Below are 24,397 nucleotides of genomic sequence, written 5' to 3'. Positions count from 1 at the left end.
TACGATTTCTGACATGAGCCAATCCAGCGACCTGATCCAATCGGCACAACGCACCATCCGCCTCGAAGTGGAAGCCGTACAAGGCTTGTTGCCCCATATCGACGCCGATTTCGTACGCGCTTGCGAGATGATTCTGGCCAGCAAGGGCCGTGTTGTGGTGGTCGGCATGGGCAAATCCGGGCACGTCGGCAACAAGATCGCCGCGACGCTGGCCAGCACCGGCACCCCGGCATTTTTCGTACACCCGGCCGAAGCCAGTCATGGCGACATGGGCATGATCACTCGCGATGACGTGATCCTCGCGCTGTCGAACTCCGGCTCGACCAACGAAATCGTCACCCTGCTGCCGCTGATCAAGCGTCTGGGCATCCAGTTGATCAGCGTGACCGGCAACCCGGCCTCGCCACTGGCCAAGGCCGCTGAAGTCAACCTGAACGTGCACGTCGAGCATGAAGCCTGCCCGCTGAACCTGGCCCCGACCTCGTCCACCACTGCCGCACTGGTCATGGGCGATGCCTTGGCTGTGGCATTGCTGGAAGCCCGCGGTTTCACCGCCGAAGACTTCGCCTTCTCCCACCCGGGTGGCGCCCTCGGCCGTCGACTGTTGCTGAAAGTCGAAAACGTCATGCACGCCGGGCAGGAATTGCCGCAGGTGCAGCGCGGGACGCTGCTCAAGGACGCGCTGATGGAAATGACCCGCAAGGGTCTTGGCATGACCGTAATCCTTGAAGCCGACGGCAAACTGGCCGGGATCTTCACCGACGGCGATTTGCGCCGCACCCTGGATCGCAGCATAGACATTCGCAGTGCCACCATCGATCAGGTCATGACCGCCCACGGCAAGACCGCCCGGCCGGAGATGCTCGCCGCCGAAGCCCTGAAAATCATGGAAGACCACCGAATCAACGCACTGGTCGTTGTCGATGAGGAAGATCGCCCGGTTGGCGCCTTCAACCTCTCCGATCTGCTGCGCGCAGGAGTGATGTAAATGAGCACCGATCTGCTGCAACGCGGCAAAGCCATCAAACTGGCAGTTTTCGATGTCGACGGCGTCCTCACTGACGGACGTCTGTATTTCCTTGAAGACGGCAGTGAATTCAAGACCTTCAACACCCTTGATGGTCAAGGCATCAAAATGCTGATGAACGCTGGCGTACAGACCGCCATCATCAGCGGTCGCAAAACCCCCGTGGTCGAGCGCCGGGCGAAAAACCTGGGCATCCCGCACCTGTTTCAGGGGCGCGAAGACAAATTGGTGGTTCTGGACGGTCTACTTGAACAACTGGGCCTAAGCTATGAACAGGTCGCCTACCTCGGTGACGATCTGCCCGACCTGCCGGTGATTCGCCGGGTGGGACTGGGCATGGCCGTTGCCAACGCTGCCGATTTCGTCCGCGAACACGCTCATGGCGTGACCCGGGCCCGTGGCGGCGAAGGTGCCGCCCGTGAATTCTGCGAATTGATCCTGCGCGCCCAGGGCCGCCTCGATGCGGCCAACGCCGCGTACCTGTGAGCCAAACCATGTTTAGCAAAAAATTTCGCAACTTCCTGCTGTTCGGCTGCATCGCGGCGATATTCGCTGCGGTAGGCTACTGGAACATCAGCCCGGAACGCTTCCTCGACAAGCCTCCGGTGACGTCCGTCGACACCCCTATCGACTGGTATGCAACCAATACGCATACCCTGCAATATCTGCCGGACGGCAAAGTGCAGTATGAAATGACTTCCGACAAGGCCGAGCACGTCAAGGCGACCGACATCACGCTGGTCACCAAGCCTGACCTGAACATGTACCGCGGAACGGAGTTTCCGTGGCATGTGACCAGTGAACGCGGCGAAGTGAATTCGGGCGGCACCCAGGTCGAATTGATCGATTCGGTACGCATCAAGCGCACCGATGAGCAAAATCGCGATCTGCTGGTTACCTCCACGCGTATGACCGTGTTCCCGCAGGAACAATATGCGCAGACCGAGCAACCCGTTAGAATCGACGGCGCTGGCGGTGTATCGACTGGCGTGGGAATGAAAGCGTATCTGAAGGAAAGCAGGATACACCTGCTATCGAACGTAAGAGGACAGTATGAGGCTCGTTAAAACCCTCCCTATTTTGCTCAGTCTGGGCGCAGCACTGGGAAGCGTGAGCGCCTGGGCTCTGCCGAACGATCAGCAACAGCCGATCCGCATCCAGGCCGACGACGCCCAACTGGACGACAAGAATGGCATTGCCACTTATAAAGGCGACGTCATCATCACTCAGGGCTCGATGAAGGTTACGGGCAACACCGTGACCATTACTCGCACGCCGGCCGGTGACATCGACGTGGTGACCTCGGTGGGCAACCTCGCCTACTTCGAACAACTGCAGACCGCTGGCGACACCAAGCCTGTTCAGGGCTGGGGCGTGACGATTCAGTACCACGCCGCGCAAAACCGCGTTGTGCTGATCGACAAGGCCAAGGTTGTCGACAAGGACAACAACACGACTCAAGGCGAGAAAATCGTCTATGACACCGTGAAGAAACTGGCCAGCGCCGGTCGCGCTACCGGCAGCAAGGTCACCGAAGCGCGTCCGCGCATCGACATGGTGATCCAGCCGAAGAAGAAAACCGACGAGAAAACCCAGTAATGGCAACTCTGAAAGCTCAGCACCTGGCCAAGGCCTATAAAAGCCGCCAGGTCGTGCGTGACGTCAGCCTGTCGATCGACAGCGGCCAGATCGTCGGCCTGCTCGGCCCGAACGGCGCCGGCAAGACCACCTGCTTCTACATGATCGTCGGCCTGGTCCAGGCCGATCAGGGTCGTGTGCTGATCGACGATCTGGACGTCAGCCACCAGCCAATGCATGGCCGCGCCAAGGCCGGTATCGGCTATCTGCCGCAAGAAGCATCGATCTTCCGCAAACTGTCGGTGGCCGACAACATCATGGCCATCCTCGAGACCCGTCAGGAGCTCGACAAGGCCGGCCGTCGCAAGGAGCTGGAAAGCCTGCTGCAGGAATTCCATATCAGCCACATCCGCGACAACCTCGGCATGAGCCTGTCGGGTGGTGAGCGCCGCCGGGTGGAAATCGCCCGCGCACTGGCAACCGCACCGAAATTCATCCTGCTCGACGAACCGTTCGCCGGTGTCGACCCGATTTCGGTCGGCGACATCAAGCAGATCATCCACCATCTCAAGGCCAAGGGCATCGGTGTACTGATCACCGACCACAACGTGCGTGAGACGCTGGACATCTGCGAAACCGCCTACATCGTCAACGACGGTCAACTGATCGCCGAAGGTGACTCCGCGACCATCCTCGCCAACGATCTGGTGAAGGAAGTGTATCTGGGCCACGAATTCCGCCTCTAAGCGAATAGTGCCCGGTGAGCCGCCCCGGGTGCTGTATCGATTCAAGCTGAATTTAATCCGCTTTAATTGTTACAGCGCTCTAGGCAAACACTTCAGTTTCAGGCATATAATTTGCTTAAGTTTGGCGCTCCGGCGCCCTGTAGTGGATGGCGCATAGCGCCGGCGAATAAGGTGTTAAGCCCCTGCCATGAAACCATCGCTAGTCTTGAGAATGGGCCAGCAGCTGACGATGACACCGCAGCTGCAACAGGCCATCCGCCTGCTCCAATTGTCGACCCTGGATCTGCAACAGGAAATCCAGGAGGCCCTGGAATCCAATCCGATGCTCGAACGCCAGGAAGAAGGCGACGACTTCGACAACTCCGACCCCTTGGCCGACAACGCCGAACAGAAGCCCAACACCGAGATCCAGGAACCTTCCTATCAGGAAACCGCCCCGACGGTGGATAACCTCGAGGACGGCGACTGGAGCGAGCGCATCCCCAACGAGCTTCCGGTCGATACGGCCTGGGAAGACGTCTACCAGACCAGTGCCAGCAGCCTGCCAACCAGCGACGACGACGAGTGGGATTTCACCACCCGCACCTCTGCTGGCGAAAGCCTGCAAAGCCACCTGCTGTGGCAATTGAACCTGGCACCGATGTCCGACACCGATCGCCTGATCGCCGTGACCCTGATCGATTGCATCAACAATCAGGGCTACCTGGACGAAACCCTCGAGGAGATTCTCGAAGCATTCGACCCGGAACTGGACATCGAACTGGACGAGATCGAAGCCGTCCTGCACCGCATCCAGCAATTCGAACCGGCAGGCATTGGCGCCCGCAACCTCAGTGAATGCCTGCTGCTGCAATTACGCCAGCTCTCGGCCAAGACACCTTGGCTGGCTGAAGCCAAACGCTTGGTCACCGATTACATCGACCTGCTCGGCAGCCGCGACTACAGCCAGTTGATGCGCCGCATGAAGCTCAAGGAAGACGAGCTGCGTCAGGTCATCGAACTGGTGCAGAGCCTCAACCCGCGTCCAGGCTCGCAGATTGAATCCACTGAAGCCGAGTACGTCGTCCCGGACGTCATCGTGCGCAAGGACAACGAGCGCTGGCTGGTCGAGCTGAACCAGGAATCCGTGCCACGCCTGCGGGTCAACGCCCAGTACGCCGGATTCGTGCGTCGCGCCGATACCAGCGCCGACAACACCTTCATGCGCAATCAGTTGCAGGAGGCTCGCTGGTTCATCAAAAGCCTGCAAAGCCGCAACGAAACCCTGATGAAAGTGGCCACCCAGATCGTCGAGCATCAGCGCGGCTTCCTGGAATACGGCGACGAAGCCATGAAGCCGCTGGTCCTGCATGACATCGCCGAAGCGGTCGGCATGCATGAATCGACGATTTCCCGGGTGACCACACAGAAATTCATGCATACCCCGCGCGGTATTTATGAACTGAAATACTTTTTCTCCAGCCACGTCAGCACCTCCGAAGGCGGTGAATGCTCGTCCACGGCGATCCGCGCGATCATCAAAAAACTGGTTGCGGCGGAAAATCAGAAAAAGCCGTTGAGTGACAGCAAGATCGCTGGTTTACTGGAGGCACAAGGCATTCAGGTGGCTCGCCGCACCGTCGCCAAGTACCGCGAGTCCTTAGGGATCGCGCCTTCGAGCGAACGCAAGCGGTTGATGTAAGCCACGTTACAGCGTTCCAGTGGCAGGCTATCCAGCCTGCCGCTTTATGCACTGGCAACGAAGGAGAAGCTGTATGCAAGTCAACATCAGTGGACACCAACTGGAAGTGACCCAACCTCTGCGTTCCTACATCGAGGAAAAACTCCAACGACTGGAACGACATTTCGACAAGATCACCAACGTGCAAGTCACGATGTGCGTCGAAAAGCTGAAGCAGAAAATCGAAGCCACCTTGCATATACCCGGCAGCGAAGTGGTCGCCAATGCGGAACATACCGATATGTACGCGGCGATCGACGCCTTGACCGACAAGCTGGATAAACAACTCAAAAAGCATAAGGAAAAGACCCAGAGCCTGCTCCAGGGCGCCACCGGTCGATAACCCCCCATTCCATGATCCGACTTGAAAGTATCCTGACCCCCGGCCGTTCCCTGGTGAACGTGCCGGGCGGCAGTAAAAAGAAAGCCCTCGAACAAATTGCCAACCTGATCGCCCGCGAAGTGCCGGATCTGGAGATGCAAGATGTCTTCGAGGCCCTGATCGCCCGTGAGAAACTCGGCTCTACCGGTTTCGGCAACGGCATCGCCATTCCTCACTGCCGCCTCAAGGGTTGCCAGTCGCCAATCAGCGCCTTGATGCACCTTGAAGCCCCTATCGATTTCGATGCCATCGACGGCGCCCCGGTTGACCTGCTGTTCGTTCTGCTGGTCCCGGAAGCGGCTACCGATGCCCATCTGGAGTTGCTGCGCCAGATCGCCAGCATGCTCGATCGCAAGGACGTGCGCGATAAGCTGCGCAGCGCTCCGAGCAACGAAGCCTTGTACCAGGTCGTACTGGACGAGCAAAACGGGCAGTAATCATGCGCTTGATCATCGTCAGTGGCCGTTCCGGCTCGGGTAAAAGTACCGCCCTGGATGTCCTTGAGGACAACGGTTACTACTGCATCGACAATCTGCCAGCTGGCCTGCTGCCAGAACTGGCCGAACGGGCGCTGATTCACACCGAACTGGCGCAGCCGCTGGTGGCCGTGTCTATCGATGCGCGTAACCTGCCGAGCCATCTGACCCGTTTTCCGGAACTGCTTGAAGATGTCCGCAGCAAGCATATCCAGTGCGATGTCTTGTATCTGGATGCTGACGAGGAGACGCTGCTCAAGCGTTTTTCCGAAACCCGCCGTCGCCATCCACTGAGCAACGCCAACCGCTCGCTGGCCGAGGCGATTCAGGATGAAACCGCCCTGCTCGGCCCTATCGCCGACCTCGCTGACCTGAAAATCAACACCACCCATCTGAACCTGTACCAGTTGCGCGACACCATCAAGCTGCGTTTGCTGAATCAGCCGGAGCCGGGCACCGCGTTCCTGGTCGAGTCATTCGGCTTCAAGCGCGGCATGCCGGTGGATGCGGACCTGGTGTTCGATGTGCGCTGCCTGCCCAATCCTTACTGGAAACCTGAGTTGCGTGCACAATCGGGTCTCGATGCGCCGGTGGCCGAGTATCTGGCAGCACAGCCCGAGGTGGAGGAAATGTTCCAGGACATCTTCACCTATCTGCACAAATGGTTGCCACGCTTCGCCGCGAGTAACCGCGCCTACGTCACCATTGCCATTGGCTGTACCGGCGGGCATCACCGCTCCGTCTACCTGACCGAACGCTTGGGTCAGGCCCTGCAGAAAACCCTGAAGAATGTCCAGGTTCGCCACCGCGACCTCACTTAAAGGATTCACACCGCGATGCCTGCTCTGGAAATCGAAATCATCAATAAACTGGGTTTGCATGCCCGAGCGTCGGCGAAGTTTGTCGGGGTTGCCGGCCAGTATCCCGATTGCACGATCCGAGTAGGCCGCACGCCGGAGACTACGGTTGATGGCAAAAGCATCATGGCGATGATGATGTTGGCGGCTGGCAAAGGCACCAAAATCTATTTGAGTACCGAAGGGCATCAGGAACAGGAAGCGCTGGATGCGCTGGTGGCGTTGATCAACAACTACTTCGACGAAGGTGGCTGATCGCCTGTGGCGAGGGAGCAAGCTCCCTCGCCACAATTCAACTCAACCCAGCGCTGTATCCATCACCATCATCAGACAAAACCCGATCAACAGGCCGAGACTGGCCAGTTTGTCGTGACCATTGCGTCGCGACTCGGGGATCACTTCGTGGGTCACCACCAGCAACATCGCCCCGGCCGCCAGCGCCAGACCTAACGGCAACAGCACCTGCGCCAGGCTCACCAGCCACGCACACAGCAGGGCAAAAACCGGCTCAACCAGACCCGACGCCGCGCCGATCAAGAACGCCTTGACCCGCGACATTCCCGCCCCGGCCAGTACCAGCGCAATCACCAGACCTTCCGGCACATCCTGCAAGGCAATGCCCATGGCCAGACTATCGGCATCCGGCATACCGCCGCCAGCGGAGACACCGACCGCCATGCCCTCCGGAATGTTATGAGCAATGATGGCGAACACGAACAGCCAGATCCGCGGCGGAATCACCGGCCGTTCGACCGTGCCCACGAGCATCTCCGGAGACGCACCAGCCAATTGCCGGTCGACCAGAAACAGCCCGAACGCACCGAGCATGATGCCGAAGCAGATCAAGCCGCTGGCGGCCCACGCTGTCAGGCCGAGGCTTTCAGCGGCGGCAATGCCCGGCACGATCAGCGAAAACGCCGTCGCTGCCAACATCACGCCAGCGCCAAAACCCAGCAATGTATCGCTGAGCGCCTGGGGCATGCGCCGAATCACCAGTACCGGGACCGCGCCGAGCGCCGTGCCGAGCGCGCAGATCGCCCCGCCTTGCAACGCCCGCGACAGCCTCGGTTCCAGATCCAGCCATTCCAGCCCGTGAGCGACCAGCAAGGTCATGCCCGCCAACAGCAAGAGCGAGCCCACCGCGTAACGAAACATACGCCCACTTCCGATCGCCAGTGTTTCAGTGCCCATAGTCAGCCTTGGATTGTTTTTATAGAAGACTTAAACCAGTGCGGCTTTGTAGCGCGCAGCCACTTCAGGCCAATTGATCACGTTGTAAAAGGCGTTGATGTATTCCGGACGACGGTTCTGGTAACGCAGGTAGTAGGCGTGCTCCCAGACATCGAGACCGAGAATTGGCGTGTTGCCGTTCATCAGTGGACTGTCCTGGTTGCCGCTGCTTTCCACGATCAGTTTCTTCTGCGGGGTCACGCTGAGCCAGGCCCAACCGCTGCCGAAACGGGTCAGCGCGGCTTTGGTGAAGGCCTCTTTGAAACTGTCCAGACCACCCAGTTGTTCATCAATGGCCTTGGCCAGCGCGCCATCGGGCCTGCCGCCACCGCTTGGCACCATGACTTCCCAGAACAGCGAATGATTGGCATGACCGCCGCCCTGATTGATCACCGCCGCACGGAGTTTTTCCGGCAACTGCTGCACGCTGGCGACCAGTTTTTCCACCGGCCACTCGGCGTATTCAGTGCCTTCTACGGCGGCGTTGAGGTTGTTGATGTAAGTCTGGTGATGCTTGGTGTAGTGGATCTCCATGGTCTGCGCATCGATATGCGGTTCGAGGGCGTCGTAGGCGTAAGGCAAGGCAGGCAAAGTAAAAGCCATTTCAATGGACTCCATGGTGATGTGGGGCAGGCGCGCGACGCGCATTGCCGGTATCCGGATGCAGCAGGCGCTGAGTGCGCGGGTATTCGCCGTGTTCGCTGATGAAGTTCAGTAATTCAACGTAGGTCTTGCTGCTCTGGCGCAGCGCCGCCTCACGCAGGGCCGGGCGTAGGCGCTCGTCCTGCATGGTCTGCAACAGCCGTTGGTGAATCGCGCAGAGATACTCGGCGCTCTCCTCGGGCTGATTCAGGCGCAGGTGCAGATCCGCCAGGTTGTGATGGGAGATGACGCAGGCCGCCACCGCTTCGTCGGCATCCGCCCAGCGCTCGAACAACACTTGCGCCAGGGCCAGGGCTTGCAGGTAAGCCTCGCGGGCGTCGATCAATTCGCCCATCATGAAGCAGCGATTGGCCCGTTCGATCGTGCGTTTCCAGTGCTCCATGGTGAGCCTCCAAAGCGGTTGCGGGGTTTACACGCCGCCGGCAGTGAGCTTCTCGGGATTGAGTAGCTCTTCCAGTTGGCTGCGCGACAGGTCGGTGTGTTCCAGCGCGACATCAATCACCGGGCGGCCCTGTTTGTAGGCCTGCTTGGCGATTTCCGCGGCTTTCTGGTAGCCGATGATCGGGTTGAGCGCGGTGACCAGAATCGGGTTGCGCGACAGCGCTTCCTTGAGTCGCGACTCATTGACCTTGAATGTCGCGATGGCCTTGTCACCGAGCAGACGGCTGGAATTGGCCAGCAGTTCGATGCTGCTCAACAGGTTCTGGGCGATGATCGGCAGCATCACGTTCAGTTCGAAGTTGCCCGACTGACCGGCAATGGTGATCACCGAATCGTTGCCGATCACTTGCGCAGCAACCATGGCGGTGGCTTCCGGGATCACCGGGTTGACCTTGCCCGGCATGATCGACGAGCCCGGTTGCAGGCCTTCCAATTCGATTTCACCGAGACCGGCGAGCGGGCCGGAGTTCATCCAACGCAGGTCGTTGGCGATTTTCATCAACGAAACGGCTATGGCCTTGAGCTGGCCAGAGACGGCGACGGCAGTGTCTTGTGAGCCGATCAGGGCGAACAGATCCTTGCCTTGAGTGAATTGCACGTGGGTCAATTGGCTGAGTTGACGGCTGAAACGTGCGGCGAACTCAGGATGCGCATTGATCCCGGTGCCGACGGCCGTGCCGCCCTGCGCCAGGGATTGCAGACTTGGCAGCAGGTCCTGCAAGTGGCCGATGTTGGCCTTGAGTTGCTGCGCCCAGCCGTTGAGCACCTGACTCATGCGCACCGGCATCGCGTCCATCAAGTGAGTGCGACCGGTTTTGACGTGATGATGCACCTGCTCGGCTTTGTGCTCGATGACTTGCACCAGGTGCAGCAGCGCTGGCAGCAATTGCTCGTGCAGGGCCAATGCCGCGCTGACGTGAATGGTGGTCGGGATGATGTCGTTGCTGCTTTGGCCGCAGTTGACGTGATCGTTGGCGTTGACTGGCTCGTCGAGCAGGCGACTGGCCAGGGTGGCGATCACTTCGTTGGCGTTCATGTTGGAACTGGTGCCGGAACCGGTCTGGAAGATATCCACCGGGAAATGCTGCATGAAGTCGCCTTCGAGCAGGCCCTGGGCGGCGTCGCTGATGGCTTTGCCCTGGGCGGCGCTGATCTGGTTGAGTTCGACGTTGGCCCGGGCGGCGGCCGCTTTAGCAAGAATCAGCGCACGAATGAATTGGGTCGGCATCGGCTTGCCGCTGATCGGGAAGTTATCCACTGCGCGCTGGGTTTGCGCGCCGTAGAGAGCGTCCACCGGCACCTGCAGTTCGCCCATGCTGTCGCGCTCAATACGTGTCTTGGTCATCTGAAAATCCTTGCACCAGTTCAATAAGAGGAATCGAGGGAAGCAACTCGCAGGTCGCCAGTTGCCAGGTGTAGCGCTGCCAGCGCTTGAGCCGGCACTTGCACAGGGACAGACGCTCCATTTCACGCAATGGGCGCCAGGCTTGGTCGAGACAGAAGCTGCGCCAGTGCCACGGCAAGGCGATGTCGGTGGCCGTGTCGAGCAGCAGACGGAAAGAGGTTTCAGCGATGGTCCACGGAGAAGTTGCCGTACAGCAGGCCAGATACCGCCCTTCGGCGAGGTAATGCTCGATCAGGCGCGGCTCGTCAGGATCCATCGCGCAACGGATCTGGCGACTCATCCAGCGCCAGTTTTCGAGGTACGGCTGCTCGTGCAAGGCAGAACTCATGATCCGGGCCCATTCGGTAATGAGATTTATTATTAGATGATAATGAGAACCAAAACAAGAGTGCGGAGCTATGCAGATTACATTGTGGGGAGCGAGCCTGCTCGCGAAGGCGTCGTGTCAGTCACCATGGAGATTGGCAGTTAAATCGCCTTCGCGAGCAGGCTCACTCCCACAGGGTTTTGTGTGACACCAACGAAAAAGGCGCGCCATCCGATGAGATGGCGCGCCTTTTTGCTGAACGAAATCCGAAGCTTAGCTGCCCGCGACGGTCATCCGCTCGATCAACACCGAACCGGTGCGAATGTTGCTGCGCAGCTCAAGATCGTTACCCACGGCGACGATCTGTTTGAACATGTCGCGCATGTTGCCGGCGATGGTCACTTCCTGCACCGCGAACTGGATTTCACCGTTCTCGACCCAGAACCCCGCCGCCCCGCGCGAATAATCGCCGGTAACCATGTTCAAGCCATGGCCCATCAATTCGGTGACCAACAAGCCACGGCCCATACGCTTCAACAGTGCAGTCTGATCTTCGTCGCCATGGGTGACGAACAGGTTGTGCACGCCACCGGCGTTGGCAGTGCTAGGCATACCGAGCTTACGGCCGGAGTAAGTGCCGAGAATGTATGAAACCAACTCGCCCTTTTCGACGAACGGTTTGGCATAAGTCGCCAAGCCGTCACCGTCATACGAAGCGCTGCCCATTGCACGCATCAAGTGTGGACGCTCGTCGATGGTCAGCCATTCCGGGAACAGCTTCTGCCCCAGCGTGCCTTCCAGGAACGACGATTTGCGATACAGACTGCCTCCGGACACTGCCGAAAGGAAACTGCCAAACAATCCGCCCGCCAGCTCAGCGGAAAACAGCACCGGCACCTCGCATGTCGGCACCGGGCGCGCGCCCAAGCGGCTCGCCGCTCGTTGCGCGGCCTTCTGGCCAATGCTCACCGGATCGGCGAGCAATGTGCCCTGACGACTCACGTCATACCAGTAATCACGCTGCATCTGGCCATCGGCCTCGGCGATCATCACGCAGCTCAGGCTGTGCCGGGTCGACGCATACCCACCAATGAAACCGTGGCTGTTGCCATACACGCGGCAACCCTGATGGGTGCTGAGGGTAGTGCCATCGGCGTTCTTGATCCGCGCATCGGCGTCGAATGCCGCCGCTTCACAGAGCAATGCCTTCTCGATGGCTTGCTCCGGGGTGATGTCCCATTCGTGGAATAGATCGAAATCCTGCAGGTCCCTGGCCATTAGCGCTGCATCGGCCAGGCCCGAGGCTTCGTCTTCAGACGTGTGTTTGGCGATCGCCAGTGCGGCGGCGACTGTTTCGCGAATGGCATCCGGGCCAGTAGCCGAGGTGCTCGCAGAACCCTTTCGCTGACCGACATACAGCGTGATGCCAAAACCCTGATCACGGTTGAATTCGACCGTTTCGACTTCGCGCTGGCGCACCGAAGTCGACAGGCCCTGCTCCAGCGACACCGCGACTTCGCAGGCACTGGCGCCCTGACGCTTGGCTTCGGCGATGATCTGCTCGACCTGTTCCTGCAGTGCCGGCAATGCCTGCGGGCCGACGCTTTCAACTGCACTCATGCTCATCTCCACTCAAATTCTGCTTTCGGCTGGGGTCATCGAGCGACCGGGCCGGACAAGCGGCCCCCGACTGGTTATCATGGCGGCGTTTCTTTGCGGACTGCCACCCATGGTTGATTCTTACGACGACTCCCTCGATACGGGAGAAAAAAGCAAATCTCAGGTCAAACGCGAGCTGCATGCTCTGGTTGACCTCGGCGAGCGCCTGACCACACTCAAGCCCGACTTGATCGCTAAACTGCCGTTGACCGACGCTATGCGCCGGGCCCTGGCCGATGCGCCCAAGCACACCGCGAACATCGCGCGTAAACGGCACTTGCAGTTCATCGGCAAACTGATGCGCGATCAGGACACTGACGCGATTCTCACGTTGCTCGATCAACTCGATGCCTCGACTCGTCAGTACAACGAGCGTTTCCACAATCTCGAACGCTGGCGTGATCGCCTGATCGCAGGCGACGATGCCGTGCTGGAAAAATTCGTCGTCGAGTACCCGGACGCCGATCGCCAGCAACTGCGGTCCCTGATCCGTCAGGCTCAGCATGAGGTTGCGCAAAACAAACCTCCTGCTTCCAGCCGCAAGATCTTCAAGTACATCCGTGAACTGGACGAGACTCAACGCGGACTGCGTTGATATTCGTCACCGGGTGGTCGCCCTGTGCGCCACCCGCAGTTTCACCTTTCCTTATGCGCCCGTGCCACCCACGGTGATCGCATCGATTTTCAGCGTCGGCTGGCCAACACCCACCGGTACCGACTGCCCATCCTTGCCACACGTGCCCACGCCGCTGTCCAGCGCCAGATCGTTACCAACCATCGACACCCGGCTCATCGCCTCGGGGCCGTTGCCGATCAACGTCGCGCCTTTGACCGGCGCAGTGATCTTGCCATCTTCGATCAGGTACGCCTCGCTGGTGGAGAACACGAACTTGCCGCTGGTGATGTCGACCTGACCGCCACCAAGGTTGGCGCAGTAGATGCCCTTCTTCACCGAAGCGATGATTTCCGCCGGATCGCTTTCGCCACCCAGCATGTAGGTGTTGGTCATGCGCGGCATCGGCAGATGCGCGTAGGATTCACGGCGACCGTTACCGGTACGGGCCACGCCCATCAGACGCGCGTTGAGCTTGTCCTGCATGTAACCCTTGAGGACGCCGTTTTCAATCAGCGTGGTGCACTCGGTCGGCGTGCCTTCGTCGTCGACACTCAGCGAGCCGCGACGACCACTAAGGGTGCCGTCATCGACGATGGTGCAAAGCTTCGAGGCAACCATTTCGCCCATGCGCCCGCTGTAGGCCGAACTGCCCTTGCGGTTGAAGTCGCCTTCCAGACCATGACCGACCGCTTCGTGCAGCAGCACGCCCGACCAGCCTGAACCCAACACCACCGGCAAGGTACCGGCCGGCGCCGGAATCGCTTCGAGGTTCACCAGCGCCTGACGCAACGCTTCACGGGCGTAGCCCATGGCACGGTCTTCGGCGAGGAAATAACGGTAATCGGTACGCCCGCCGCCGCCATGCCCGCCGCGCTCGCGACGGCCATTCTGTTCAACGATGACGCTGACATTGAAGCGCACCAGCGGTCGCACGTCCGCCGCCAGGCCACCGTCGGTGGACGCCACCAGAATTCGCTCCCAGACGCCGGCCATGCTCACGCTAACCTGCTGAATACGCGGATCAAGTGCGCGAGTGGCGACATCGATGCGCTTGAGCAGTTCGACTTTCTCGGCACGGCTCAGCACTTCCAGCGGGTTGTCCGGCGCGTACAACTGCGCGACGTCCTGCGTGGTGAATGCCTGCACGGTGCCGTTCTGCCCGGCCCGGGAGATCGAGCGCGCCGCACGCGCCGCGGCGCCCAAGGCTTCGAGGGTGATCGCATTACTGTAGGCAAAACCGGTTTTTTCACCGGACTGAGCACGCACACCGACACCCTGGTCGAGGTTGAAGCTGCCTTCCTTGACGATGCCGTCTTCCAACGCCCAGGACTCGGAGATCTGGCCCTGGAAATACAAGTCGGCGGCATCGATGCCCGGGCCCGCCAGATCGCCGAGCACGCCTTGCAGGCTCTCGATCGTCACGCCGCCGGGCGCCAAAAGGTGATCACTGACTGAGGACAACAACTCGCTCATGGTTTAGGCCTTAAATTCATGTTCTGAGGCAGGTCGCTGTGCGCCCTGCGAGAAAAACCGCCGATGACTCGTCACCGGCATCCGCGCCCTGATGGACGCTTGTTCATCGCTATCGCGTTCGGCCAACAACACCGCTTCGCCTTGATCCTGATGCGCCAGCACGCGCCCCCACGGGTCGACGATCGCCGCATGCCCGAAGGTTTCTCGCGGTCCCGGATGGGTGCCGCCCTGTGCTGCCGCCAACACATAACACTGAGTCTCGATGGCCCGCGCGCGGATCAGTACGTCCCAATGCGCCGCGCCCGTTACCGCGGTAAACGCCGACGGAGCGGTAATCAACTCGGCACCGGCAGCGCGCAATTCGCTATACAGCTCCGGAAAGCGCAGGTCATAACACACGGTCAGACCGACTTTGCCCACCGGGGTGTCCGCCACGACCACACCACTGCCATAAGCATAGTCATCGGATTCGCGGTAACGGCCGCGATTGTCCGCTACATCGACATCGAACAAGTGCAGCTTGTCATATCGCGCAACGGTTTCGCCCTGATCGTTGACCAGCAGCGAACAGGCGTGCGACTTGGCGTCGGGTTGATCGACCGGCGGCAACGGCAATGTGCCGGCGACTATCCATAACCTGAGGTCGCGGGCGGTCTGTTTCAACCATGGCAGGATCGGGCCTTCGCCAAGGGCCTCGGCACGGCCGATGGCGGCGATGTCGCGACGACCCATGGCGGCGAAGTTTTCCGGCAACACGGCCAGCTTCGCGCCGCTCGCTGCCGCTTGTTCAAGCAGGCGCCGGGCCTGAGCCAGATTGGCCAGCACATCGCTCTGGCTGACCATTTGAATCACCGCTAAAGACATAGCGAACTCCGCAAGAGATATGCGGCCATGCTACTCCATCGGTTCAGGGGCTGGCTGTTCAAAAAGGCTTGTCGAAGGTGATTTTCGGCTCTTTCCATGGGCCTTTGACGGTGTATTTCACACTGGCGAAGCGCGCCACACGGTCACCGATCAGCTTGTCGATCAGGAACAACGCGCCGCCTACCGCCGGAGCGCCAACAATCAGCGCAGCAATCGGCAGGTTGTTGGTCACCGGCAATGTCACCAGCAATTTGGCGTCGACCTGATCGCCGACCAGGTCCAGTGTGCCGTCCAGTTCCAGATTGCTCGACGGCCCGGTCAGGCGGATTGGTTCGCGCGTGACGTAAACGCCGTTGTTGGCCACCAGCAAACCTTTGACCCGGTCGTAGCTCAAGCCTTTGCCAAACAGATCGGAGAAGTCCAGGCGCAACCGGCGGCCGATGGAATTGAAGTTGAGCAGACCAAACACCCGCAATGCCTGCGCTCCACCTTCCACCTCAACAAACTGGCCTTTGCTCAGCGAGGCATCGAGGGTCCCGGAGAAGCGCTTGGTCGCCAGCCATGCCGGCGAGCCCGGCCAGCGGCCATCGACGTCCATATGGAATTCTTCGCTGGTCACGCTCGGCGCAAAGCCCCAACCCTTGAGCACATCGGCGAGGTTCTTGCCGCCAATCCGCCCTTTGAACCAGCTATTGGTCGCACCCGGCGCGCCTTCCCAGCCGCCGTTGCCCTGCAACAGGATGCCTTTGAGGCCCATATCGAGGTTGTTCAGGGCAATGCCTTTGGCGGTCGGCCGGACCTTGAGTGACCAGCCACCGACCAGATCCTGGCCCAGGAACAACTGGTTGATGGTGATATCCAGCGCCGGGATTTTTGTCGGATCGACCGACACCAACGGGTCAGGCGAATTCTCGTCGGCCTGCACCGTCGGATCCGGCGCCGGCAGTCGCACGGATTGCAGATTCACCACAATCGGCGCGCTCTTCGCGTCCGGCAGGCTGGCCGTACCTTTGGCCTGCTGGCTATCGAGCGCCAGATTCCACGCCCCCGGTTTGCGATTCAACTGGACCGAAGCCTGATCCAGCGTGGTGCCGAATGCGGTGAGCTTGCCGACCTTGAAGTCGGCACTGCTCAACAGTTGCTTGGCACTGCCGCCCGGGTCCTGTCCGGCATATTTGTTGACCAGAGCCTGCCACGGCGCGACGTCCAGTTCCGACAACACACCACGAATGCGCAAGCCTTTGTTGCCAGGCAACACGGCTTCACCGGCACCGAGGAACAACTCACCACGACCGTCGGCGAAATTGCTTGGCGGCGCCGCGAAGGTGAAATTTGCCAGTTGATCGTAATTGACCCAGTAACGCCGCTCCTGTCCCTGCAGGGTCATGCGAAATATCGTGTCGCGCCCGACATCCGCCGCCATGCCGAACGGCGCCGGCAGATCGACAGCCACCCCTTTCATGCTGGAACTGACCATCAACTGACTGTCGGCGCCGTCCAGGTTCAACTGCAACTGGTAGGGAATCGTCCCGGACACCGGCAGCGGCTGGGTCACGCCGAGCCAGTCGGTGAGTTTCTTCACTTCGACCTGGCCCGATGCCGCCACTCGGGTCTTGAGTTTGTTAGCGCTGCCGTCAGCGAAGATTTGCGCGGTGACCGGTTTGTCGAATGCTCGGGCAGCGATGTTCTGCCCGCTCAGGCCCTTGGCACTGTCGAAGCGGAAATCACCTTTGAGCTGGGTCAATTCCAGTTTCGGCTCGGCCAGTTTCAGCCGCGCATTGGCGGTCTTGAAGTCGACAACGATCTTCGGCTGGTCACCGCCCTTGTCCAGCGGGATGTCCAGTTTCAGTTTGCCTTGCAGATCACCCGCGCCTTCCCAGCCGGCAAAGGTTTCGCCCGTGCCGATCGGTGCATCCTGAAGAATTTTCAGGCCATCACCGAGACCGCCGGCAAACCCGCCGTCGAGATACATATGTGTATGTTGCCCGGCCGGCACATGGGGAATGTTGACGAAAACATCGCTGACTTGGGTATCGAGCAATTGGCCCTTGCTGGCCAGAATCCGTACGCCGCTGTCCTCGATGAATACATCGCCGCTGACCTTGCTCACGTGCGGCCAGCCTGGCTGGAAGGCCAGTTCGGCGTCATGCACCTTGAAGAACAGACTGATACTGCGATCCGCTTCCCCGGCGTTTTTGCTCAGCGAACCCTGATACTGGAAGAAGCCCTGATCCACGGCCCCCTGAAGGATGGCGGTGCGCAACCATTCATCCAGCGCCGGGCTCAACACCTGGGGCAAGTACTTGGCGGTGTAGCGTCCGTCGCCATCGAGCAGGCCGACGCGCAGGTCCATGTAGTCTTCCTGGCTGTGGTCGAAATGCAGGCGGATCAGGAAGTCACCGGCAATCTTGCCCTCCTCGCCCAGCACTTTCAGATACGGCGCGATCAGGGTGAAGCCGTCTTTATCGAGTTTCCAGGTCAACCGGGCGTTGGCCTGAATGTACTGCCATGGCTTGGCGAAGATCGGATCGAGGTGCAGGACAAAGTCCTTGCTGTCCATGCGTAACTCGCCGCCGTCGAGATTGCCTGTCAGGCTACCGCTGACATTTCGTGCCGCCGGGGCGCCGTGGTAGGCATCGAAACCGACATTGTCGAGGTTGGCCGCGAAGCCGAATTTGCTGCCATCCGTGGCGCTCGGACGGAAGTCCAGCAACACGTTGCGCAAACCGCCAGTGACCTTCAGACGCTCGACCGCTGTGGCAAACCCCTGCGGCAACGGCCCCAATGCATTGAGCAGCGGCGTAATCGGCGTCAGGTCGAGACGATCCGCCTGCAAATGCCAGAGTTCGTCGGCCTTGTCGGTGGCGAGGGTCTGCTGCACCTGGACTCGCGACTCCCAGCGGGTGTCGCCAAAGTTCATCGCCAGCGAATCAAGGGTGACTTTCACGCCATTGGCGCTGTTCTCGTAGTAGGCGTTGAGCGCCAGATTGTTGATCTGGATCGGCTTGCGCTCGCCGTAGGCGCCGGTCAGTTGCGGTGCATTCAGGCGCAGCGCCGCGCTTTGCAGCGCACCGTCAGACCAGTTCACCCACAGCTCGCCGCCGGCCTTGATCTCGGAGAAATTCCATTGTTGGGTCAGGCGTTCCGGCAGCCACTTTGACCAATCACTTTGCGGCAGGCTGGCGTAGCCCTCCACTGAGCTGTCCTGCCACTGCTTGGGGCGAATTCGGGTGCGCAGATTCAGCGCAACGGGTTGGCCGTCGGGCAGGGTCAAACGCGCGTCGAGACGTTGACGACTGGCACCGGTTTTCAGATTGAGGCCGACATAAGTGAGCGTCATCGCCGGGTGATCCAGCGGCTGCAAAGTCACCTGACTGTCGAGCACCGACAGTTGCTGAATCATTTGCGAGCGATTGAACAGCTGCTCCGGATCGAGCGGCTGGTCCTTCTGCACCGGCAGCCCCTCCAGCGCCCAACTGCCATCCTCGGCTTCCTTGAGGCTGATTTTCAGGCCATTGAGTTCCAGATGGGCAATGCGTACTTCACGAGCCAACAAGCTGGACCACAGATCCGGCACGACACGCACCTGATCCAGACGCAAAGCATTGGCGCCATCACCGACCATGACGTCATGGGCCAGCAGGATTGGTGCAAAACCGCTCCAGTTACCTTCCAGTTCACCGATCTGCAACGGCATGCCGAGGGCGGCACTGGCCTTGTCTTCAATTTCGGCGCGGTATTCGGCCACCAGCGGGGTCAGCTCGCGCCCCAGACTGACGTACAACGCCATCAACACCAGAACCAACGCGCACAGGCCCAGCCCCCAGCGGGTGAGTGCGGCCAAAATGCGTGTCAGACGGTCCATGTCAGTTGGCTCCCATGGCATGAATACTGCGAAAAGCTGAGGCCAGCCGCGGTGGAAAAAAGATGACGCAGGTGATCAGAGCAACACCACGTCATATTGTTCCTGGGAATACATGGTTTCCACCTGGAAGCGTATGGTGCGCCCGATAAACCCTTCAAGCTCGGCAACGTTACCGGACTCTTCATCCAGCAACCGGTCGACAACTTTCTGGTTCGCCAACACGCGATAACCCTCGGCCTGATAGGCCCGGGCCTCGCGAAGGATCTCGCGGAAAATCTCGTAACAGATGGTTTCTGCGGTTTTCAGCTTGCCGCGCCCCTGGCAACTGCTGCACGGCTCGCACAGCACTTGTTCAAGGCTTTCGCGGGTACGCTTGCGAGTCATCTGCACCAGGCCCAACTCGGTGATGCCGATGATGTTGGTCTTGGCGTGATCGCGTTCCAGCTGTTTCTCCAGCGTACGCAGCACCTGGCGCTGGTGCTCCTCATCTTCCATGTCGATGAAGTCGATGATGATGATCCCGCCCAGATTGCGCAGGCGCATCTGCCGGGCAATCGCGGTTGCCGCCTCGAGATTGGTTTTGAAAATGGTTTCTTCAAGATTGCGATGACCGACGAACGCCCCGGTATTGACGTCGATGGTGGTCATGGCTTCTGCCGGATCGACCACCAGGTAGCCACCGGATTTCAGCGGCACCTTGCGTTCCAGGGCTTTCTGGATTTCGTCTTCGACACCATACAGATCAAAAATCGGTCGCTCGCCGGGGTAGTGCTCCAGGCGATCGGCGATTTCCGGCATCAGTTCGGCGACGAACTGCGTGGTTTTCTGGAAGGTTTCCCGGGAATCGATGCGGATCTTCTCGATTTTCGGATTGACCAGGTCGCGCAATGTGCGCAGGGCCAGACCGAGGTCTTCATAGATCACGCTCGGCGCCGAAATGGTCTTGATCTGTTCGTTGATCTGATCCCACAGGCGCCGCAGGTAGCGGATGTCCATGAGGATTTCATCGGCTCCCGCGCCCTCGGCAGCGGTACGCAGAATAAAGCCGCCGGCCTCTTTGATGCCTTCTTTGGCCACGCAATCGCTGACGACCTGCTTGAGGCGTTCGCGCTCGGCTTCGTCTTCGATTTTCAGGGATATGCCGACGTGGGCGGTGCGCGGCATGTACACCAGATAACGCGACGGGATCGACAACTGCGTGGTCAGCCGTGCGCCTTTGGAACCGATCGGATCCTTGGTGACTTGCACTACCAGACTCTGACCTTCGTGCACCAGCGCGCTGATGCTTTCCACCGCTGGGCCTTCGCGCAGAGATATTTCGGCAGCGTGAATGAACGCCGCACGATCAAGGCCGATGTCGACAAACGCCGCCTGCATACCCGGCAGCACCCGGACAATCTTGCCTTTATAGATGTTGCCGACGATCCCGCGTTTTTGCGTGCGCTCGACATGGACTTCTTGCAGCACACCGTTTTCGACCACCGCCACGCGCGACTCCATCGGCGTGATGTTGATCAGAATCTCTTCACTCATGGCAGGATCTCGTTCAGGCATGTTCACGATAATGGCCGCATCTTGTTCGTACGACGCTTATTGCGCGTTCAGGTTTTGCCAACAGGGTATGCCGAAATGGCCCAACAGTTCTGCGGTTTCGCAAACAGGCAAGCCGACCACCGCCGAATAGCTGCCATTGAGGCCCGCGACAAACACCGCGCCGAGTCCCTGAATGCCATAGCCACCGGCCTTGTCCCGGGGTTCGCCACTGGCCCAATAGGCTGCCGCTTCTTCACGGCTGATCGGGCGGAACCGCACCAGACTGCGCACTACCCGTGATTCGCAGCGCTCGCCTTCGAGCACGGCAATCGCGGTCAGCACTTCATGCTCCTTGCCGGACAACATCATCAGCATGGCGCATGCATCGGCTTCGTCCACCGGTTTGCCAAGAATTTTGCCTTCGAGCACCACCGCCGTGTCGGCGCCCAGCACACAGAATGCCTGGTCGGACACGATCGTGCGTCGCCCGGCCTCGGCCTTGCCGCGCGCGAGGCGTTCGACATAGGTCGATGGCGATTCTTCAGGAAGTGGGGTTTCATCGATGTCCGCGCTGATGGCGGAAAAAGCCACACCAATCTGCGTGAGCAACTCACGGCGACGCGGCGATCCAGAGGCGAGGTAAAGCGGCTTCATCAAAACATCTCCCTGTTCAGTGCCCTGCTTCACCGGATCAATTGATTTTGTAGCGGCGGCGCAATCCACGCAAAGCGAAGCTGACCCAAGGCCAGAGCAAGGCGCTGACCAGTGCCGGCAGCACCAGCGCCAGGGTCGGCTGGCGATTGCCGGTCAAGGCACTGAGCCACAACTGCACCAGTTGCGCGAGTCCGAAGATCACCAGGATGACCAGACATTGCTGCCAGATCGGAAACATGCGCAGACGCTGTTGCAACGACAGGACCAGGAAGGTGATCAGTGTCAGGATCAGTGCGTTCTGCCCAAGCAGCGTGCCGTACAGCACGTCTTCCGCCAGGCCCAGGCAAAACGCCGTCACCATGCCAACCGTCTGCGGCATGTACAGCGCCCAGAAAGTCAGCAGCAAGGCGAGCCACAGCGGGCGCAGGATTTCCATGAATTGCGGCAGCGGCGAGACGCTGAGCAGCATGCCGATGGCAAACGTCAGCCAGACGATCCAGCCGTTTCGCGATGCGGTAGCCCCGACCATTATTCTTGTCTCCCAGTGGTAGCAGGCGCGGTGACCGGCGGTTTCGCCGCAGGTCGTGCAGCAGGCTGGGCAGCCGGAGGCTTGGCGGCCGCCGGAGTGGTTGCCGGTGGTTTTGCAGCGGCGGCTGGCTTGCTTGCAACGGGTTTGGCCGGTGTGGCGCTAGCGGCAGGTGCAGCCGGAGTGGCTGCGGCGGCAGGCGTAGCGGCAGCCGGTGGCGTCACAACTTTAGGCACGGTGGTCGGAATCACCGGACCGCCACCAAAGGCATCAAGATTTTCCTGAGCTTGCGCGGCAGCGTTGGCGCGCTCTTCGGCGGTGCGATTGTCGCTGAACACCAGCAGCAGATAACGGCTGCGGTTCAACGCGGCGGTCGGCACGGCGCGAACGATCGCGAAGGGCTGGCCGGAATCGTGGATGACTTCCTTGACTGTTGCCACCGGGTAACCGGCCGGGAAGCGCTGGCCGAGACCGGAGCTGACCAGCAGATCGCCTTCCTTGATGTCTGCGGTATCGGCGACGTGACGCAACTCCAGACGTTCCGGGTTGCCGGTGCCGCTGGCAATCGCCCGCAGACCGTTACGGTTCACCTGTACCGGAATGCTGTGAGTGGTGTCGGTCAACAGCAACACCCGGGAGGTGTACGGCATCAACTCGACCACCTGGCCCATCAGGCCGCGCGCATCAAGCACCGGCTGACCGAGGACCACGCCGTCACGCTCACCTTTATTGATGATGATGCGATGGGTGAAGGGGTTGGGGTCCATGCCGATCAACTCGGCCACTTCGACCTTCTCGTTGACCAGCGCGGAGGAATTGAGCAACTCGCGCAGCCGGACGTTCTGCTCGGTGAGGGCGGCAAGCTTCTGCATGCGGCCCTGCAACAGCAGGTTCTCGGTCTTGAGTTTTTCGTTTTCGGCGACCAGCTCGGTGCGACTGCCGAACTGACTGGCAACGCCTTCCCACAAACGACCGGGCAGGTCAGTGATCCAGTAGGCGTCCATCAGCACCAGCGACATCTGGCTGCGTGCAGGCTTGAGCAGACTGAAGCGGGCATCGACCACCATCAGCGCAACCGACAACACGGCCAGCACCAACAGGCGGACGCCCAACGAAGGGCCCTTGGCGAAAAGCGGTTTAATAAGCCGCTCCTCCCAGGCAAATGTTCTGTTTATTCATACGGCATCAAACCGGCCTGGATGAAGACTGACAGAAGATAAACGCCAACAGGCAGCACTGCAAAGTGCTGCCTGCGCGCGCTCACCCACGTATTGCAACCCAGCACTTATTCGCTGGAGAGCAGATCCATGGTGTGCTTATCCATCATTTCCAATGCACGGCCACCGCCGCGAGCAACGCAAGTCAGCGGATCTTCGGCAACGATCACCGGCAGACCGGTTTCCTGAGCCAGCAACTTGTCGAGGTCACGCAACAGCGCGCCACCACCGGTCAGCACCAGGCCACGCTCGGCGATGTCGGAAGCCAGTTCCGGCGGCGATTGCTCCAGGGCGCTTTTTACAGCCTGAACGATCGTTGCCAGGGACTCTTGCAGAGCTTCCAGCACTTCGTTGGAGTTCAGGGTAAATGCGCGTGGAACGCCTTCGGCCAGGTTGCGACCGCGAACGTCGACTTCGCGAACTTCGCCGCCCGGGTAGGCGGTGCCGATTTCCTGCTTGATGCGCTCAGCGGTGGATTCACCGATCAGGCTGCCGTAGTTACGACGCACGTAGGTGATGATCGCTTCGTCGAAACGGTCGCCGCCAACACGCACGGATTCGGCATAGACCACACCGTTCAGGGAGATCAGCGCGATTTCAGTGGTACCACCACCGATATCCACGACCATCGAGCCGCGCGCTTCTTCTACCGGCAGGCCGGCACCGATCGCAGCCGCCATTGGCTCTTCGATCAGGAACACTTCACGGGCACCGGCACCCAGGGCCGATTCACGGATGGCACGACGCTCAACCTGGGTGGATTTGCATGGAACGCAGATCAGCACACGAGGGCTAGGCTGCAGAAAGCTGTTTTCGTGAACCTTGTTAATAAAGTATTGCAGCATCTTTTCGCAGACGCTGAAGTCGGCGATCACGCCGTCCTTCATCGGACGAATGGCAGCAATGTTGCCCGGCGTACGGCCGAGCATGCGCTTGGCCTCGGTGCCGACAGCGACGACACTTTTCTGGTTACCGTGTGTCCGAATGGCCACAACCGATGGCTCATTCAGGACGATACCGCGCTCGCGCACGTAAATAAGGGTGTTGGCAGTGCCCAGGTCAATGGAAAGATCGCTGGAAAACATGCCACGCAGTTTCTTGAACATGGGAAAGGGACCCTAGGCAACGCGTGGGTAAAAAAGTGCGGCAAACTCTAAC

General features: G+C 60.1%; 25 protein-coding genes. 11 read left to right on the top strand and 14 right to left on the bottom strand.

The features are described from left to right. Window positions 1-13: 13 nt before the first annotated feature. From ACVVH8_RS04570 to ACVVH8_RS04525, 10 genes are all read left to right on the top strand, one after another. Window positions 14-988: a KpsF/GutQ family sugar-phosphate isomerase gene (locus ACVVH8_RS04570; protein WP_047299779.1), complete on the top strand. Its 975-nt coding sequence runs from the start codon at window positions 14-16 to the stop codon at window positions 986-988. Further along, the gene (locus ACVVH8_RS04565) at window positions 989-1,513 is read left to right on the top strand and encodes a KdsC family phosphatase (protein WP_042557670.1); all 525 of its coding nucleotides are present in this window, start codon (window positions 989-991) and stop codon (window positions 1,511-1,513) included. Between the two features lie 8 nt (window positions 1,514-1,521). Beyond that, window positions 1,522-2,094, top strand: a complete 573-nt coding sequence (gene lptC / locus ACVVH8_RS04560; protein ID WP_475228749.1) for an LPS export ABC transporter periplasmic protein LptC — start codon at window positions 1,522-1,524, stop codon at window positions 2,092-2,094. After that, window positions 2,081-2,626, top strand: a complete 546-nt coding sequence (lptA, locus tag ACVVH8_RS04555) for a lipopolysaccharide transport periplasmic protein LptA (RefSeq protein WP_034154485.1) — start codon at window positions 2,081-2,083, stop codon at window positions 2,624-2,626. The genes lptC and lptA overlap by 14 nt, the downstream gene beginning before the upstream one ends. Next, window positions 2,626-3,351 carry an LPS export ABC transporter ATP-binding protein gene (gene lptB / locus ACVVH8_RS04550; protein WP_007953572.1) on the top strand — a complete coding sequence of 242 codons (726 nt, stop codon included), beginning with the start codon at window positions 2,626-2,628 and terminating at the stop codon, window positions 3,349-3,351. Before lptA ends, lptB begins: the two co-directional genes overlap by 1 nt. A gap of 187 nt (window positions 3,352-3,538) precedes the next feature. Beyond that, window positions 3,539-5,032, top strand: a complete 1,494-nt coding sequence (locus ACVVH8_RS04545; protein WP_103303118.1) for an RNA polymerase factor sigma-54 — start codon at window positions 3,539-3,541, stop codon at window positions 5,030-5,032. A 73-nt stretch (window positions 5,033-5,105) separates the two neighbouring features. Beyond that, window positions 5,106-5,414 carry a ribosome hibernation-promoting factor, HPF/YfiA family gene (gene hpf, locus ACVVH8_RS04540; RefSeq protein WP_008085073.1) on the top strand — a complete coding sequence of 103 codons (309 nt, stop codon included), beginning with the start codon at window positions 5,106-5,108 and terminating at the stop codon, window positions 5,412-5,414. An 11-nt stretch (window positions 5,415-5,425) separates the two neighbouring features. Next, a complete protein-coding gene (gene ptsN / locus ACVVH8_RS04535; RefSeq protein ID WP_103303119.1) occupies window positions 5,426-5,890 on the top strand; it encodes a PTS IIA-like nitrogen regulatory protein PtsN in 465 nt (154 codons plus the stop codon). A gap of 2 nt (window positions 5,891-5,892) precedes the next feature. Beyond that, window positions 5,893-6,750 carry an RNase adapter RapZ gene (gene rapZ, locus ACVVH8_RS04530; protein WP_103303120.1) on the top strand — a complete coding sequence of 286 codons (858 nt, stop codon included), beginning with the start codon at window positions 5,893-5,895 and terminating at the stop codon, window positions 6,748-6,750. Window positions 6,751-6,765: 15 nt separating this feature from the next. Next, complete coding sequence (locus ACVVH8_RS04525; protein ID WP_008085079.1) at window positions 6,766-7,041, top strand: HPr family phosphocarrier protein; 276 nt, start codon at window positions 6,766-6,768, stop codon at window positions 7,039-7,041. A 42-nt stretch (window positions 7,042-7,083) separates the two neighbouring features. Here ACVVH8_RS04525 and ACVVH8_RS04520 read toward each other — a convergent pair whose 3' ends face one another. The 6 genes from ACVVH8_RS04520 to pmbA all read right to left on the bottom strand — a co-directional run bounded on the left by ACVVH8_RS04520 (window position 7,084) and on the right by pmbA (window position 12,452). Beyond that, window positions 7,084-7,977 carry a ZIP family metal transporter gene (locus ACVVH8_RS04520; RefSeq protein ID WP_213027559.1) on the bottom strand — a complete coding sequence of 298 codons (894 nt, stop codon included), beginning with the start codon at window positions 7,975-7,977 and terminating at the stop codon, window positions 7,084-7,086. Window positions 7,978-8,007: 30 nt separating this feature from the next. Then, a complete protein-coding gene (locus ACVVH8_RS04515; RefSeq protein ID WP_475228747.1) occupies window positions 8,008-8,619 on the bottom strand; it encodes a superoxide dismutase in 612 nt (203 codons plus the stop codon). 1 nt (window position 8,620) lies between these two features. Next, a complete protein-coding gene (locus ACVVH8_RS04510; RefSeq protein WP_475228744.1) occupies window positions 8,621-9,061 on the bottom strand; it encodes a hypothetical protein in 441 nt (146 codons plus the stop codon). A 27-nt stretch (window positions 9,062-9,088) separates the two neighbouring features. Continuing rightward, window positions 9,089-10,465, bottom strand: a complete 1,377-nt coding sequence (locus tag ACVVH8_RS04505; protein WP_103303123.1) for a class II fumarate hydratase — start codon at window positions 10,463-10,465, stop codon at window positions 9,089-9,091. Beyond that, on the bottom strand, window positions 10,446-10,853 hold the full coding sequence (locus ACVVH8_RS04500; protein WP_103303124.1) for a FagA protein: 408 nt from the start codon (window positions 10,851-10,853) through the stop codon (window positions 10,446-10,448). Before ACVVH8_RS04500 ends, ACVVH8_RS04505 begins: the two co-directional genes overlap by 20 nt. A 252-nt stretch (window positions 10,854-11,105) precedes the next feature. Next, the gene (pmbA, locus tag ACVVH8_RS04495; protein ID WP_103303125.1) at window positions 11,106-12,452 is read right to left on the bottom strand and encodes a metalloprotease PmbA; all 1,347 of its coding nucleotides are present in this window, start codon (window positions 12,450-12,452) and stop codon (window positions 11,106-11,108) included. A 109-nt stretch (window positions 12,453-12,561) separates the two neighbouring features. Here pmbA and yjgA point away from each other — a divergent pair, with 109 nt between their 5' ends. Beyond that, window positions 12,562-13,086 (top strand): ribosome biogenesis factor YjgA, encoded by a 525-nt coding sequence (gene yjgA, locus ACVVH8_RS04490; protein WP_007915377.1) that lies wholly within the window; start codon window positions 12,562-12,564, stop codon window positions 13,084-13,086. Window positions 13,087-13,137: 51 nt separating this feature from the next. On the opposite strand, the gene tldD is transcribed toward yjgA, so the two are convergent. The 8 genes from tldD to mreB form a co-directional block, all read right to left on the bottom strand. Continuing rightward, window positions 13,138-14,580, bottom strand: a complete 1,443-nt coding sequence (tldD, locus tag ACVVH8_RS04485; RefSeq protein WP_034154473.1) for a metalloprotease TldD — start codon at window positions 14,578-14,580, stop codon at window positions 13,138-13,140. 3 nt (window positions 14,581-14,583) lie between these two features. Beyond that, window positions 14,584-15,444 carry a carbon-nitrogen hydrolase family protein gene (locus tag ACVVH8_RS04480; RefSeq protein ID WP_103303126.1) on the bottom strand — a complete coding sequence of 287 codons (861 nt, stop codon included), beginning with the start codon at window positions 15,442-15,444 and terminating at the stop codon, window positions 14,584-14,586. A gap of 58 nt (window positions 15,445-15,502) precedes the next feature. Then, window positions 15,503-19,309, bottom strand: coding sequence for a YhdP family protein (locus ACVVH8_RS04475; RefSeq protein ID WP_475228742.1), 3,807 nt, complete (start codon window positions 19,307-19,309; stop codon window positions 15,503-15,505). Window positions 19,310-19,384: 75 nt separating this feature from the next. Continuing rightward, the gene (gene rng, locus ACVVH8_RS04470; RefSeq protein ID WP_034154470.1) at window positions 19,385-20,842 is read right to left on the bottom strand and encodes a ribonuclease G; all 1,458 of its coding nucleotides are present in this window, start codon (window positions 20,840-20,842) and stop codon (window positions 19,385-19,387) included. Window positions 20,843-20,899: 57 nt separating this feature from the next. Next, the gene (locus ACVVH8_RS04465; RefSeq protein WP_475228740.1) at window positions 20,900-21,496 is read right to left on the bottom strand and encodes a Maf family protein; all 597 of its coding nucleotides are present in this window, start codon (window positions 21,494-21,496) and stop codon (window positions 20,900-20,902) included. 37 nt (window positions 21,497-21,533) lie between these two features. Further along, entirely contained in the window at window positions 21,534-22,025 is a 492-nt protein-coding gene (gene mreD / locus ACVVH8_RS04460; protein WP_103303129.1) for a rod shape-determining protein MreD, read from the bottom strand. Then, entirely contained in the window at window positions 22,025-23,164 is a 1,140-nt protein-coding gene (mreC, locus tag ACVVH8_RS04455) for a rod shape-determining protein MreC (protein WP_103303130.1), read from the bottom strand. Before mreC ends, mreD begins: the two co-directional genes overlap by 1 nt. A 143-nt stretch (window positions 23,165-23,307) precedes the next feature. After that, entirely contained in the window at window positions 23,308-24,345 is a 1,038-nt protein-coding gene (mreB, locus tag ACVVH8_RS04450) for a rod shape-determining protein MreB (protein WP_002555108.1), read from the bottom strand. Window positions 24,346-24,397 lie beyond the last annotated feature (52 nt).

It is taken from the genome of Pseudomonas trutticola BRTCR10 (assembly GCF_056155105.1).
Note: the sequence above shows the minus strand (reverse complement) of the source record. Positions and strands in the feature narration are given on the sequence as shown.